At 59.7% G+C, this 13,497-nt stretch carries 13 protein-coding genes and 1 tRNA gene; 5 read left to right on the forward strand and 9 right to left on the reverse strand.

Annotation, left to right across the window (positions count from 1 at the left end; all coding sequences use genetic code 11):
- Nucleotides 1–44: 44 nt before the first annotated feature.
- Nucleotides 45–818, reverse strand: a complete 774-nt coding sequence (locus EKN06_RS12340; RefSeq protein ID WP_127613225.1) for an SDR family NAD(P)-dependent oxidoreductase — start codon at nucleotides 816–818, stop codon at nucleotides 45–47.
- Nucleotides 819–912: 94 nt separating this feature from the next.
- Nucleotides 913–1,005: transfer RNA gene (locus EKN06_RS15705), tRNA-Tyr, on the reverse strand.
- Between the two features lie 202 nt (nucleotides 1,006–1,207).
- Between EKN06_RS15705 and EKN06_RS12345 the strand changes: the two genes are divergently transcribed.
- The 3 genes from EKN06_RS12345 (at nucleotide 1,208) to EKN06_RS12350 (ending at nucleotide 3,651) form a co-directional block, all read left to right on the forward strand.
- Entirely contained in the window at nucleotides 1,208–2,779 is a 1,572-nt protein-coding gene (locus EKN06_RS12345; protein WP_127613226.1) for a hypothetical protein, read from the forward strand.
- Nucleotides 2,780–2,785: 6 nt separating this feature from the next.
- Entirely contained in the window at nucleotides 2,786–2,944 is a 159-nt protein-coding gene (locus EKN06_RS15710; RefSeq protein WP_164844060.1) for a hypothetical protein, read from the forward strand.
- A 95-nt stretch (nucleotides 2,945–3,039) separates the two neighbouring features.
- Complete coding sequence (locus EKN06_RS12350; RefSeq protein ID WP_127613227.1) at nucleotides 3,040–3,651, forward strand: hypothetical protein; 612 nt, start codon at nucleotides 3,040–3,042, stop codon at nucleotides 3,649–3,651.
- A gap of 20 nt (nucleotides 3,652–3,671) precedes the next feature.
- On the opposite strand, the gene EKN06_RS12355 is transcribed toward EKN06_RS12350, so the two are convergent.
- Genes EKN06_RS12355 through EKN06_RS16100 form a run of 4 tightly spaced genes read right to left on the reverse strand, consistent with a single transcriptional unit; the run spans nucleotide 3,672 to nucleotide 9,976 of the window.
- Nucleotides 3,672–8,405: a thermonuclease family protein gene (locus tag EKN06_RS12355; protein ID WP_127613228.1), complete on the reverse strand. Its 4,734-nt coding sequence runs from the start codon at nucleotides 8,403–8,405 to the stop codon at nucleotides 3,672–3,674.
- Nucleotides 8,372–9,544, reverse strand: coding sequence for a hypothetical protein (locus tag EKN06_RS12360; protein WP_127613229.1), 1,173 nt, complete (start codon nucleotides 9,542–9,544; stop codon nucleotides 8,372–8,374). Before EKN06_RS12360 ends, EKN06_RS12355 begins: the two co-directional genes overlap by 34 nt.
- A gap of 13 nt (nucleotides 9,545–9,557) precedes the next feature.
- A complete protein-coding gene (locus EKN06_RS12365) occupies nucleotides 9,558–9,845 on the reverse strand; it encodes a hypothetical protein (protein ID WP_127613230.1) in 288 nt (95 codons plus the stop codon).
- The gene (locus tag EKN06_RS16100; RefSeq protein WP_276317288.1) at nucleotides 9,842–9,976 is read right to left on the reverse strand and encodes a hypothetical protein; all 135 of its coding nucleotides are present in this window, start codon (nucleotides 9,974–9,976) and stop codon (nucleotides 9,842–9,844) included. Before EKN06_RS16100 ends, EKN06_RS12365 begins: the two co-directional genes overlap by 4 nt.
- A gap of 260 nt (nucleotides 9,977–10,236) precedes the next feature.
- On the opposite strand from EKN06_RS16100, the gene EKN06_RS12370 reads away from it, so the two are divergent.
- The gene (locus tag EKN06_RS12370) at nucleotides 10,237–10,719 is read left to right on the forward strand and encodes a PilZ domain-containing protein (RefSeq protein WP_127613231.1); all 483 of its coding nucleotides are present in this window, start codon (nucleotides 10,237–10,239) and stop codon (nucleotides 10,717–10,719) included.
- Between the two features lie 414 nt (nucleotides 10,720–11,133).
- On the opposite strand, the gene EKN06_RS12375 is transcribed toward EKN06_RS12370, so the two are convergent.
- Both EKN06_RS12375 and EKN06_RS12380 read right to left on the reverse strand, forming a co-directional pair.
- Nucleotides 11,134–11,394, reverse strand: a complete 261-nt coding sequence (locus EKN06_RS12375; protein WP_127613232.1) for a hypothetical protein — start codon at nucleotides 11,392–11,394, stop codon at nucleotides 11,134–11,136.
- Nucleotides 11,395–11,508: 114 nt separating this feature from the next.
- Nucleotides 11,509–12,105: a hypothetical protein gene (locus tag EKN06_RS12380; protein WP_164844061.1), complete on the reverse strand. Its 597-nt coding sequence runs from the start codon at nucleotides 12,103–12,105 to the stop codon at nucleotides 11,509–11,511.
- Between the two features lie 402 nt (nucleotides 12,106–12,507).
- Between EKN06_RS12380 and EKN06_RS12385 the strand changes: the two genes are divergently transcribed.
- Nucleotides 12,508–12,993, forward strand: a complete 486-nt coding sequence (locus EKN06_RS12385; RefSeq protein ID WP_127613234.1) for a hypothetical protein — start codon at nucleotides 12,508–12,510, stop codon at nucleotides 12,991–12,993.
- Nucleotides 12,994–13,311: 318 nt separating this feature from the next.
- Here the strand turns inward: EKN06_RS12385 and EKN06_RS12390 are convergent, their stop codons facing one another.
- A complete protein-coding gene (locus EKN06_RS12390) occupies nucleotides 13,312–13,497 on the reverse strand; it encodes a hypothetical protein (protein WP_127613235.1) in 186 nt (61 codons plus the stop codon).

Genomic DNA, 13,497 nt, shown 5'->3' on the forward strand with positions numbered 1-13,497 from the left:
CTGTCCCCTCCTTCGGTTCATGCGGCAGTCCGCCAAAGTTGCGATTACGTCGCCGCGTGTCCGCCGTCGACATGGATCGAAGCGCCGTGCGTATGGCGCGATGCGGTGGATGCGAGGAAGACGACGGCGTCGGCCACTTCGTCAGGTTCGACATATTTGCCCATCGGATGGCTGGCCAGCACCGCCTGACGCAGATCGCCGGCCGCAACGCCGGTAATGCCGGAATAGCGTTCGAGGATACGATCCATCATCGCCGATGCGACGACGCCGGGGTGGACCGAATTGACCCGGATCGGCAGCTTGAGCGCACCGTATTCAACCGCCGCGACCCGCGTCGCCATGCGAACCGCCGCCTTGCTTGAACAATATGCGATGGAAAATGCGGCGGGCTTGTCGGCCGCGCCCGACGCGAGATTGACGATCGCCGATCCACCCGCTCGCGACTGCCCGGTTTCGGCCAACAGCGCCTGTGCGTGCTTCATGCCCAGAAACACCCCCTTGCCGTTGATCGCCATGGTGCGATCCCACGTTTCCACGCTGGTTTCCGAAATGGGGTTCATCAGCGCGATGCCCGCATTGTTGACCAGCACGTCCAGCCTGCCGTGGCGCTGCCTGATCCCGTCGATGACGCCCTGCCAACCGGCCTCTGACGTGACGTCAAGATCGTGCCATTCAAAATCGCCACCATCGTCGGGCCGGGTCACATCGGTCGCGACGACATGGCACCCTTCGCGCTTCAGCGCGGCGCAGATGGCCAATCCGATATTGCCGCCCGCGCCGGTTACCAGCGCGACCGTGTCGCGCAATCCCATGTCCATCTTTCAACCAATCCCATCTTATCCCGATCAATCGCGACATTAGCGATTACGGGGGCGAGATCGGCTATAGGAAAGGATAGTAACATGGCGGCGGTGGTGGACAGGGCTGGATTCGAACCAGCGTACGCTTGCACGGGCAGATTTACAGTCAACGCTCCAAGCATTCCGGTCGGTTCCGGAGCATTCCTAAGCTCTCATAAACAAACCTGATTCACGCTCCGTTCTGGTCGCAGAACGTTCCGGCAACTTCCGTGTAATTCCCGGCGTGATTACACACGATCTACTCAAGGCTCGTTCTACTTTCGTTTCCACACCCGCACCGCGCTTTCTTGCGCGCCTAACGGCCTCTGTGTATTTACCCTTGCAGCTGTCGCGGATAGCCTGTGTAGATGCACATTGACCGCGACACCCTGATATTCGGCAACCGGCCCGCAATGTTGAAGACCTTGCTGAAGCGAGAACATTTCTCAGCAATCGAAGCTATGCGGGATCTTCACATCCGTGAGCCACAAGCGTCGAAGACGTTACGCGACTTGGCGGCCGATGGTTGGATCAAATTCGACGGCATTGATCACAAGGGCATCGAGCATTGGGGACTGGCCGACAAAGGAATTCGGCTCGTCGCCACAAGGCTTATCAAGCGCTTCCCGATTGAAGAAGGTTTGGCGCTGCTGCCCGCGATCATCGCGAAGGCTGAAGCGCTAAACTCGGATCCGGAATCTTCGCGGCGCATCGAGTCCATTTGGCTATTCGGAAGTGTGCTGACCGGGAGGTCGGGAGACGACGCTGGAGACATCGATCTTGTCGTAAACGTCTCGCGACGGCCTTTGCCAGCGAGCGAATTGAAAGCTTTAGAAGATGTCGAAATGTCCCGGGCGCCTGAACGTGTGCAGATGGGTTGGTTCCGAGACTTTCGAAGCACTGAGCTTTTGCGGCAGATAAAGAAGGTCTCGCACCGGATTTCGATCCACGTTGCGCCAGATGTCGAAATCTTCGGATTACCTTATCGTGAGATTTACCGCTTCGACTTGAAGCGTGATAAGGGGGTTACACCTCGCGGCGATTTCCGGGGAAAGCCAGCAGTCGGGAATGATGACGACAAGGTCAAACATCCGCCGGAGATGATGCACCCTGATCGTCCCGTTGCACCTAATAGCACCGCGGATATCGAGAATGCGACGGATCTGGAGTTTCTGCTGACGGCGCAGCACCTCTTTTTTCGCGGAATAGCCATTGCCAATATTGCCGAAGCCGTTCGTCTCCCCACAAACGCAGTTCAAGCATATCTTTCGCAATTACCCCAGGTGCAGCCATTCGAACCGAGTGATATTCGGGCGAACTTTCAGCGCTGTATCGACGCTCTCGATCCCAGATTTAGCCTGTATTTTGACGCAGTAGGAGATGAACGGGGCGCGCCGCGTGTGCTGGTCACGATGCTCGATGCTGAAACACTAAGCCATGTTGCGAGATGCCATTGGGTTCGGAAGAGCGAGGCACTCTTTTGGGGAGATACTGTCCGGTTTCCCTACCTGGAGTGGATTTCAGAGGGCGCGTGGAGCTATTTTGAAAAGGCGCTTGCGTCCGCAAGTGGTGTCGATCGCAGCATACGGTACTTTGCATCACATCAGTTTTGCGAAGCGCCGCATGTCCCAAAACCTCAGAACCTGAAGCCTTTGACCGAGCAACTTATAGACTTTGCTTGCAAGGTGCGAAGATCCAGTCAAACTTGGGACGCAAGCGACGCCATCAACATCGACTTTAATCAGCATCGCCCGATCTCCCATACGCGCGGCCATCGATATTATGGGGATTTCGAAGAGACCAAGATCAAGAAATCCGATGCGCCCGTCCTTTGGGCTATGATTGCCCGGTTTAAGAGCGCGGACAATGATATGCATCGTGCGCGAATGAACTTAATTCTCAGCGCCTATCTTCGGAATGATCCGTACCAAGCTGAGTGACATGCCATGACTAGGTTTCTGCTTTCGCTCATCCCCGGCCTTGTCGCGATCGGGGTGATAGCTTTCCTGCGATCGGTGAATGCCTCAGGCGAAGCGATCATGATCGGAGCGCTGGGCACCTTCATTGCGCTGTATCTGCTCCTCAACCTAAGCCGTCGATCGTAGCGGATGCGCCTCAGCACCACCGGGACATTAGGGACAATAGGGACGTTACGGGCCGGTCCTACGCGCGCAGGCTCGATTGTGAGAGGTTCAAGGAGATGACGACTAGCCGAAAAGAAGTGATCAAAGGGCTTAAGGTCCTTTCGCAAGTGGCAACTGAGGATTTGGATCAGGAGCAATTCGCCCGACATTTAGTCGCTGAAAGTGACCGTGGCGTCATAATGCTATCTGCAACGATGGTTGATGATGCTCTTCGGAATGTTCTGGTGGAGAGATTCCAAAGGGCAAACAAAGACGAGCGTGAGACGCTCTTCAATGGGCCTGCAGGCAATTTCGCCAGTCGTACCCTTCTCGCCAAAGCCTTGGGAATTATCGACCAAGAGACCAAAGGGAATATCGACCTCTTACGCCACATGCGTAACGCTTGCGCACATGCGCAGAATGATCTCAACTTCCAAAGCCCTGAGATACAAGCTGCAATCCAGTGCCTGGTCGCCGATTCATCGGTTCCGTTAGGTCAAGTGCCGCCACCCATGATGCGAGGCGCATTCGTCCTTTACTGCAGAATTACCGCACACCTAATCCGCTTCGGCGCACCGCCCGAAAGTTTTGACGCTGGAACTGACCCTTTCTTGTCAGAGTTAATGCAGGGTCTCGTCGATCAGTGGGCGACGCAGACGCGGGTAGGCCTCTTGAAGCTTGAGGGCTGAGGAAACAGCGCAAGATAATCTCACCTCACATCCACCACAAAACCCTCCGGTGGAGGCGGCATTCCCGCCAGCGGATTCTTCAGCCCCGCTGCCCCGCCGATAGCCGGTGCGCCATAGTAGCCGGGGAAGGTAACGTGCAGATGATCGCCCTCGGGCAGCAACCGCGCCTTGGGATCGACCCGTTTCACTTCCTTCATCAGCCAGCCCATCGACTTTCCGGACGGTGGCAGGAGGTCGAAGCTGGAGCCGTCGAGATGGCCGCTGTTGCGTGCGGGTTTGTAGCCCCGCTGACGCATATGCGCCTGATACGCTTCGTCCCGATAGCCCGACGTAAAGCGAACACCGGGAATGGCATCCCGCAAGTCCTGATAGATATTGCGACCCGCGCTCTCGCCCTCTATCGCGAATCCCGGAGGCGGCGGAGGGGTCTCGCCGGCTTTCTGCGACCCGCTGGTCAGACGGCTGTCATCTCCACCCTTCACAGGCATCGGATAATCTGGATCGGCCAGCACTTCGCGGGCTGCCTTTCGAGCCTTGGCGATGGTCCGCTGGGCCGCCTTGCGCTTCGCGGCGTCCGGCATCTTCGAATATTCGGACGAGCCGACCAGTCCGAGCAGATCGTTGTAGGTCAGACGCCCGGCAATCTCGTGATAGCGGTCATATTCTTCGGGCGTGTAATCGATCCGCTCACCGTCTTCGGTATATTGCTTGCCCGGCGCGCTGACGCTCTTTTCAATGCGCAGCATCTCGGCAACGACGGGATCGTTCTTGTCCCTCGACTGCCAGAAAGGTGAGATGAGGTCAGGACCGAGGCTGTCGTTCTCGATCGGCTCACCGAAGATGTCGCGACGGGGCAACAGGTTCTGCGACATGCCGGGAATGCGCGACTGTATCGCCTCCCCGATACCGTCACGATTACGCGATACCGGATCGATCGCACGCGCCACACCCGCAACACCAGCGGGGACAACGGCACCTGCCGTCCGTTCCAGCCAGTTGCCTGCATAGCGCCCCGGATCGGCGAGGCCCTCCACGAACGAGGACAGGCCCGACAGCCACGTCTTGCTGGCAAGGTTCCCCATGATCGAGGCAACCAGCATTGTGGCCTTGTCGTCCAGCTGCCGGTCGCTGAGACCGCTGGGAAGCGTGGCCATGTCCGCCGCAACGCCAATCGTGGTCGAGAACGGATCGAGCCGCGAATAACTGACGTAGCGGTCCCCGACCTTCAGCGAGTAGGGCTGCCAGCCATCGGCATACATCAGCCGCGCCTTGGCCGGATCGGGCGGGACAGCCCCGGTAATCTTGCCCTCCAGCGCCGCCTCGTACATCGTCATAGCAAAGCCGGTTCCAAGCATCACCTTGGCAACGGCCATGTCCCGGCGCGCACCGCCTGCCATGAAATCACGGCGCCACTCTCCCAGCAGCGGGGCCGCAGGCGAACGCTCGGTCGCAAACTTCATCAGATTGATGGGCGTCCGCACAAATGGAATGATGATCTTGGCGGGCAGGTTGCTGGACGTGATCCGCGAAAGACCCTGTCCGAACTCGCCAAGCTTGCGTTGAAACGTCAGATAACGCCCGTAGTCGAGCGCCTGCGCGAACATCGCATCGGTCGGGTTTGCCGCCAGTTCGGCAATGCGCGCCTTGGCTTGCCTGCCTCTCAGCCCTTCCTTGTGGGCGATACGGACCGCCTGGGCGTTCATTTCCATGCGCCGGGCAATGCCCTTGAACAGCTCGTCTTCCGCCGTGAGCAGCCGGGTAGGCCCCCGCACGATAGCGCCAAGCTTTCCGCCGATGGCTTTGTGCTCGTCGCCCTCGACCTTCGACACGAAGTCAGATGCCTCGCCGGTCCTGAGCGCCTGCGCAAACAGCCGTGCGCCTTCCTTGGCTCCCTGTAGCAACCCGATGGCGCGTGCCCCCACTTCGCTGGCAAGAACGCGGTCCTGCGCCTTCTCGCCCATGACAGCACGACGCCCCGCACCGATCGCCGCCCCGGCTGCATGTTCCGGAATCTGCGCAATCGCGGTCAGGGTGTTGCTGACCATGTTGACGACATGCGTGGGCGGGTTCGACAACAGGAAGTTGATGTAGATCTCGCTGGCCTTGTCCTTCCATTTCGGCTTGGTCAGCTTCTCGCTCAGAGCGTTGAACTTGCCCGGCCCCATCTCGACGGCATCGAGCAACACCCCGGCAGTTTCCTGCAAGGAGCCTTTGCCGCCGCCCGCACGAACCAGCGCGCCAAGCACGTCACCGCGTACCGCGCGGCTGTCCGCCGTCATCCGGAACTGCTGGAGCATGCGGCCAGCTTCCGCCGTCATGCCCGCGACCTGTTCCTGGATGGCAACGTGACGCATCCACTTGTTGCGGAACTCCGCCAGCAGTTCGTCGCCGGGGTCATCGAGCGCCTTCACCCGCCGGGCCGCGTTTACCAGTTCGTTACCAGACTTTGCCAGTATCTGACGTGCCGCCAAAGCCTGTTCGGCGCTGAAAGCCTCTCCCTTGCGACGCGACAGAAGCTTTTCGGGCGTCATGTTGAGCTCGGCAGCCAATCGTTCGGTTTCGGCCTGAGTCACCCTTCCTCTGGTCGCCGCGTCGAAACCGATACGCTTTTCGGTCTGCGACAGGGCGCGCGTGATGTCCTGCGGACTGCCCAGCTTCGCCAGATTGATGTTACCGGCAAAGTCGGGCGCGGTCGGTCCCCAGTCCTCAAACGCCTCAACCGGCGCGAATTGCGGCTCGTCGGCGGGCACGCTGGTATCGCGCCAGATCGGACCCTCTTCGGCAATCCGCTGCTCGAGGTCATAACGATCAGCCCGCGCCGCTTCGAATCTCTGCACCTGTCCCTGATCTTCGGGCAGGAAGCGACGGTTGCGACCCTCGTAGGTGTCGCGCAGGCCATCGAGAAACTGACTGACGGTGGGCCGCTCCGACAACTCGGGGAAGTACCCGGCCTCCCACGCGGCATGGGCAGCATCGTCGAGGCTCATGCCCTGATCGTTGAGCAGCGGCCCGAACCGCATTTCCTGCCCGACGTGGTCCATGCCAGAGCGAGCCTTGTTGGTCAGGCCCATGTGGGTCAGCTCACCGCCCTGATCGGCCAGCCCGCCGCGCGTGCGCAGATACCCGACCATATCGACCGGACCGACTTTCGGCACCTCGCGGCCCATGTAGTTCACGATCGTCTGCCGCTTCAGTTCGTTGCGCTCGTTGACCGGCACGGCCTGCTGATAGCGGTCCGCATCGATCAACGCCGCTTCGTCTGCATCGGCCACGACATTCGACGCAACCGGCAGCACGTCACCGGGTGCGATGTCTTCGGACGCCGCGCGCAGTTGCGCCTCGGTGACCGACGCATCCATCCGGGCCGGCGCATCAGGCTGGCGGTCGAGCGTGAAACCCTCTGGCGGGGGCGGAATGTCCTGCGTGGCGCTGACTGCGGTTTCATCCGCATAGCCTTCCGCAACCTCTCCCGTTTCCTGAGCGGCCTGTGCGCGTTTCGGACCAAACCGGGCCGCGACTTTCGGGACGATGAAATCGAGCGCCTTGCCGCCTACTGCCCCGACAGCGCCGCCAACAGGTACACCGATCGCTCCGCCGATGGCGCGCTCGCCAAAGCTGCCATCGGTGCCCAGGAAGCCCTCCGCACCGCCATAGGCAGCCCCGACCCGGAACAGTTCGGGCACGGTCTTTGCTTTCGCCCCGAATGGAACCACGAGACCACCGGCAATCTGCCCTCCAAGACGCCAGCCGGGATTGACCATGTCGTCGTAACCGGTAATCGCGCTGTTCTGCTGCTGGTTGTTGGCCCAGATGTCGGCAAGGCGCTGCTCGCTGTTCCAGACATTCTCGCGGCCCGGTGTCAGACCGAAGGTATCGATCACCGCCCCTGCCTCATCGAGCCCGCCCGCCAGCACGCCGTCAGCCACACCGCGCATCGTCGCGCCGGTTCGGCCATCGCCCACGTCGGTCAACGGTGCGGGCGTGTCCTTGTAGGTCGGGACAGTCGAAACCGATTTGCCTGCATCGCGATCCGCGACGTATCCGCGCACATCTTCCGGATCGAGCGTGAAGCTGTTGGCCGTCGCGTAGGCGAGAATATCATCCGCCGAGCCCGATTTGAGCAGATCAACATATCCGGCCTCCACTTCGGGCCGCAGTCCCGCAAACGGCGTCGGCGTGTCCCAGAAGCGGGCGACCGTCTCGCGATCCGGTGCAAAGTCGGGATTGGCGCGGTGCTGTTCGGGCGTCTGCGCAAAAGTATCATGCACGCCCAGACGATTCTGCCGGGCCAGCCTCTCGGCCTCCATGTAGCTGGCCCGACGCTCCGCATCATCTGCGAGATATTCCGGAACGGCAAGAGCATTGCCCTGCCGGATGATATGCTGCCCGACATCGGCGCCGTCCTGCATCACAGGGGCAACCGGACGCCCCCAGCTCTGCATCATCACCGGGCCGACAAGGGCGTTGGGCGTTACGACATCACCCAGCGCGATCGTTGCCATGTCCCCGATGCGCACCGGGTTGCCCGCACGGTCCCAGCCGACCTGTTCGCTCTCCGGGGCGTCGGCGCCATAGAGACGAAGGTTCGGACCCTCGTTGGTGCGCAGCGTGTCCCCGTCCACCGCATCGCCATCAAGGGTGAATCCTTCGGGCGGAGGAGGAACAGCAGCCTTGCGCTTGGTGTCGATGGTGAAGCCCGGCGGGGGCGGAGGCGGATTGCTCACCCGACCGGCACCCAGGCCTTGCCGTTCCATTCAACCTTGTTGCCCTTGGCGTCGGTCGCAGTCGGGCGAGCCTTGCCCCTGCTGGTCCGCTTACTGCCCTGTCCGGACCGCACGCGCGCATCGGTCTTGTCCTGCCCGCGCCGCGTCGTATCGATTCGGCGTTCGTTATAGCGACGGGTCTCGGCACGCCGGCCCTCGCGGTCTTCGATGAGGCTGTCCGTGTTGCGATCGGCCCGCTCGTTGTCTGCCTTGGTGTTGGCAACATCGAGCAGGTAATCGAGCCGTTCCTTGATCGGCAAGGCACGTTCCAGAAGCTGCCCCACTGCTTCCGGGCCGGGGTACTGCGCCGGAATCGTGGCCATCAGATCGACGCCCATGGCCTGCGCGCGGGGTGCAAGCTGCTGCATCGCCACCTGCCATCCGGCATCGTCGCTCGTTCGGGTCAACGCGCTGACGGCAAGGCCGTAGAAGTCGGATTCGGCCTCAAGCCGGTCCATGAAGTTGTCGCGAAGTGCCGACTGGATCTTCAGCGCCTTTTCAGGATTGCGCTGGAGCATGGCGAGAAAGGCCCGGTCCTGTCCACTCCGGGGTTCCCCCAGGAACGCCATGTCGGGTGCCCGTTGTGCTTGCGGGGGCAAACTGTCGGGGACCGGTGCCGGACCCTGTTGCGTATCGGATGGCTGCAATGCACCCGGCATCTGCGTCGCACCCGATGGCTGCACAGCACCCTGCATCTGAACACCCGGCATCTGAGCAGGCGGCATTGCCTCAGGCTGCGGATTGCTACCCCATTGCGCGTTGGCGGCGGGATTGATGCCCGAGTGATGCGACGGCAAACCCAACAGCGCGTTCGGCTGCCCGTTCGGCGTCAGGTACTCGCCCATCGCGGTATTGAACTCCTGTTCGTCCGCGCGTTCCATGAGCTTCATCGCAAATCCGGGATTGCGTGCCGCGATGACACGCATGGCTTCCGCACGGCGCTTTTTGAAGTCAGGTGCGTTGGCCGGGCTGTCAGGGACAGTCGACTCCTGCGGCATCATCACCGTATTGAGCGCGTTCTGATACTGGCGCTTGTCCCTCGCCTCCCCCGCGATTTTGCCCATCTCCATTCCGCGAGCGAGTGCGTTTTCAAAGCTGTTGTTGTTCAACAGCGCCCAGTTGATAGCCATTACATGTCCTCCGTCAGTGCCGCGTCGGCTGATAGGTGAAATTCGGAACACCGAGATCGGCAGCCACGAGCGATGCCAGCACTGCCCAGCCTTCCGGCGACCGCAACATGGCGAGCTCGGAGTCGGGAACGCAGGTCAGCGCGTCGAATGTCCGCTCTTCGCTTTCTCTCAGGAGGGGCGCGATCTGGCGCGAAAGTTCGACACCGGCACAGTATTGCGCCCGTTCTTCAAGTGCGGCCTCGATCGAAGATGGATCAGGCGCGAGGGCAGCCGCGAGGATTTCTCCGAGCGTGAGATTCACTGAAGCCCTACCTTTTCGCGGACCAGCGAGCGGAGATATTCGGAAAGGGAACAACCGGCCCTCTGGGCCTGCGCCGCGAGCGCGGAAACCACCACCTCGTTGGCGCGAAAACTGATGTGGGCGTCCTGCATAAAACCTCTTCTGTCATCTCGACGATGAGTGTGCTACTGTCGTAGCACAATAATACAGTTAAGGCAAGGAAATTGACGGCGGAGTATTTGAGTAAAGCCTCATTGGCGCGGCACAATGTGAACGTGCAGTGGCGCCCGCTACTGAAACCCAGCCATGCTAAAAACCGTTTCATCTCAATAGGGTCCGATTACACGACCAAGTTAACAGCCTATTAGGAAATTTCTGAAACCACTCCCTGCAAGAAGTCCGGGAGTGATAAATGCAAGTGCGGATTCAAACTCAGCCGAACCCCGACGAACGCCGTTGGCGCGTGCGCAGGGATGTCAGCCTCGACATTCCGGCCGAGCATGCCGGAGCGGAGCATATCGCGACCGTTCACAATCTGTCCGAGAACGGGTTGCTGCTGGAATCTACAGCGTCGCTTCCGCTCGGCAGCACAATATCCCTCGACCTTCCTGACTTAGGAGGTTGCAGCGTGGAGGTCGTATGGCAGAAGGCTTACCTGTACGGCTGCCGCTTTCACGTCCCGCTGCCCAAATCAGCGGTAAGCGCCGCCGTCCTACGATCTCCCCTCGCGAAACAGTACGCAGATAACGACATACTCAGCCAGTACCGTCACCTCCTGGATGAGGAGGAGGCCCCTCGGGCGCCAGCGTCGCTCTGGCTATCAACAGCTGTGCTCTTGCTCCTGCTGGCGGCGGTAGCTCTGTTTCTCGTCGCACTCATGGCCTTGACGATCTAGATGATGGGCATCGCGGAATTGGTGGGCTGCGAAGCCCAGCTACCCAAAAGCGACGTGCAAAATCGGCTGATCAACAAACAGTAAACGTCATTGAACAAAGCATATTTCGGTTGCTTCCCGCGTTCGGCCCAGCGTATCGGCGTGACAGCCCGATTTCTCCTGAGTTGCGGGTCAGGGGTGGATGAAGGGGGTTTTCATCTACCCCGTCTTGCACACAATGAAATGTCTACGGTTTGCGAGGGCCCAAGAGGTTGTAGAAGCTTCCGCGCGGCCAATTTTCGACCGTGGACCGTTTCGGATTATCGTCCTTCACCGATCGCTCTGGCGAACGAGCGCCCGGCCCACGTGGGGACGAGGGAGGTTTTCTGTCCATATTTATCGAACGTGCCAGCGAGCGGTTCGCTCCCCGAAATGTCACACCTTGCCAGCGTTCTGCACCGGCTCGACCTGACCAAAGACCAGCGCGACGAGCATATCCGGCGCTACGGTGAATTGAAGGCGATGCGCCGCGAGGTTCAATCGACGCAAAATGCTGCGATTGAAAGTCAGCGCGAAGATGGACGCGGCCACCGGCCAAAGGGGATCGCCCGAGAAATAGCTGAAGAGACCGGAATTAGTGTTCGCACCGTCCAGCGCGAAGAAACTTGAGAACGGACGCGGGTGGCGGCTCAGCAAGGCTTAGGCGGCTTGCTGGTGTGGTCTATCGCAGCCAGTCGATAACCGCGCTGATGCCCCATGCTAGGGCGATCAGGTGAATGATTAGGAGCAGAGCGAACTCTAGGCGTGGAGTCATAGCGTAGGCCAGCGTTTGGGCTTTTGAACAACTCTGCGTGGGTTAGACAGTTGCCGCACAACATGAACAGCCGATGGTGAGCACCATCCGATTATTTCCATCGCATTTTGATGTTCAGCAAGCGGCCGACGGTCAAAGATAGCGTAATGGTGGGCAACTTTGTTTCGGAACACCCTTAACTGATTAACCTTGGCGTAAGCATCTTCCCTTTCAATTCCCTGTGGAATGTGGGGAAAGGATCTCCGCATTCCTTGCTGCCATAGGTGGTGGCGAAAGCTGTGTGTCAGCAAATTGACCCAGAATCCAAACGACATGCCACCAACTACATGGTCCACCGTATAAGCCGCGCCTCGGACCTCTTTTTCGTCGGCGGTAGTGCGGAATAACTCTTCCTGGTACTTTTTGAGCAAGAGGTTTGTGAATGCGTGGTTTGTGTTCCAATCCTGCCCGTAACGCCGAATTAACGTATAGTGGATAGCATTGCGCACGCATACCTCAGCAGTCTGGAGGGGAAGATACAAACTCTCGCAGATGCTGGCATTCCAGAGGTAGAGGCGCATCGCATACGGCTTGTCATGGTCCGCCGCTGGCAAGTATCTTGCCAACCGTGCAGGGGCGATTGCGTACTCGATATCGCGGAGCGCATCGGGTGCGCAGGAAAATGGAACTTGCAAAGCGTACCTGAGTTTAATAGGTGGACGAGTAAGTGCTGAGGAGCAGATCACTGCGCTAGCGCGCATATCTACCACAGACAAGCTAGAGGCCGGGCTTGCGAGTCCGGCCTCGCTACTTTTAAGCCTCAACGCCGCCAATACTCTTCCACTGGCGGCCAACCAGCGCATCTTTCGCGACCTGCTTTCACCTGTTCCGGCCTGTTTTTCAGGCTTGGCGATCGGGGGCAAGAGCGGACGTGGATCCCAATCCCCCCTGCGTCGGCCTGTGCATTGCATAAGTTCTGTAGTGCCGTAATCTGCCGCTGACGAAAGGGGAACGTCATGGCTAAATTCGGGACCACACTTTCGGTCGCATTCGCGATTTTCGCGTCACCTGTTGTGGCAGAAGTCAATTCAGACGAACTCAATCTAGTCTGCTTCGGTGGCGGTAGTGCCAACAAGGTGACCAGTGGTTCTGCCTTCGCATGGGACAACAGCGGTAATTCTGCCAACGCGACTGTCTATGGCCAGCGAAGCCAGGGGTTTGAGGATGAAGTCCGCGTCCGGATCAACGACGCCGATCCTCGCCTACGGATGCCCCGTACCATGCTGCCGACCATTCGGGGTGGCGAAGATGGCTGGTTCAAGATCAAAAACATCGAGTACGGCGATGGCGAGATCACCGCATCTGTCGCCGTGAGCCTGCTCAACAATCCCAAACTGCGGCTTGATCGCTACACCGGGGCCATCAGCATTTCCGGCAAGTCTGGTGACTTTGTTGGCCAGTGCCAGCGGTTCGATCCGGAGCAGGTCGAGCGCAAATTTTAGAGCGACTCGCTCTTCAGTAACGCTGCATCAATCCAATCCATGAAACAAGAAGGGCCGCCGCCGAGATAATAACGGCAGCGATTGAGAGATAGAACGCTCGTCCAGCCGGGGCAGCCCACGCCTCTCGTCTGCGTAGTTCCCTTTCGGCCATGCTCCGCGACTCAGAGGACAGATCACCAGCCAGTCGCTGATGAAGCGTTTGATCGTCCCAACGACGTATCTGAGCCATGCTTGGACAGCCGGAACCGTCCCTGAAGCCTTCACTGTACTCCGTCTCGCGCTGGCGAGCTCGATATCGCGCGAACACCCGCCTAGGCCCTATGCCACGGAACGAAGAATGCGGCGCATCGCTTCTGGACGACTGATTTCAGGATCGTTCGCCAAGATCCATTGGTCTAACAGTTGTAGATCTTCTGAATGCAACCGGACGCCAATCATCTGCCCGATACCGGTCGCCGGTCGCCCCATCTTATTTTTGTTAACAGAAACTCTTGCTTTGCTCAT

Source organism: Croceicoccus ponticola (genome assembly GCF_004004515.1).
Taxonomy (GTDB): Bacteria; Pseudomonadota; Alphaproteobacteria; order Sphingomonadales; family Sphingomonadaceae; genus Croceicoccus; species Croceicoccus ponticola.

Bases quoted from the DNA above. Each gene is read 5' to 3' on its own strand.
- EKN06_RS12340 (WP_127613225.1), bottom strand. From the start codon at position 818: ATGGACATGGGATTGCGCGACACGGTCGCGCTGGTAACCGGCGCGGGC.
- EKN06_RS12345 (WP_127613226.1), top strand. From the start codon at position 1,208: ATGCACATTGACCGCGACACCCTGATATTCGGCAACCGGCCCGCAATG.
- EKN06_RS15710 (WP_164844060.1), top strand. From the start codon at position 2,786: ATGACTAGGTTTCTGCTTTCGCTCATCCCCGGCCTTGTCGCGATCGGG.
- EKN06_RS12350 (WP_127613227.1), top strand. From the start codon at position 3,040: ATGACGACTAGCCGAAAAGAAGTGATCAAAGGGCTTAAGGTCCTTTCG.
- EKN06_RS12355 (WP_127613228.1), bottom strand. From the start codon at position 8,405: ATGGAACGGCAAGGCCTGGGTGCCGGTCGGGTGAGCAATCCGCCTCCG.
- EKN06_RS12360 (WP_127613229.1), bottom strand. From the start codon at position 9,544: ATGGCTATCAACTGGGCGCTGTTGAACAACAACAGCTTTGAAAACGCA.
- EKN06_RS16100 (WP_276317288.1), bottom strand. From the start codon at position 9,976: ATGCAGGACGCCCACATCAGTTTTCGCGCCAACGAGGTGGTGGTTTCC.
- EKN06_RS12370 (WP_127613231.1), top strand. From the start codon at position 10,237: ATGCAAGTGCGGATTCAAACTCAGCCGAACCCCGACGAACGCCGTTGG.
- EKN06_RS12385 (WP_127613234.1), top strand. From the start codon at position 12,508: ATGGCTAAATTCGGGACCACACTTTCGGTCGCATTCGCGATTTTCGCG.
- EKN06_RS12390 (WP_127613235.1), bottom strand. From the start codon at position 13,497: ATGAGCAAAGCAAGAGTTTCTGTTAACAAAAATAAGATGGGGCGACCG.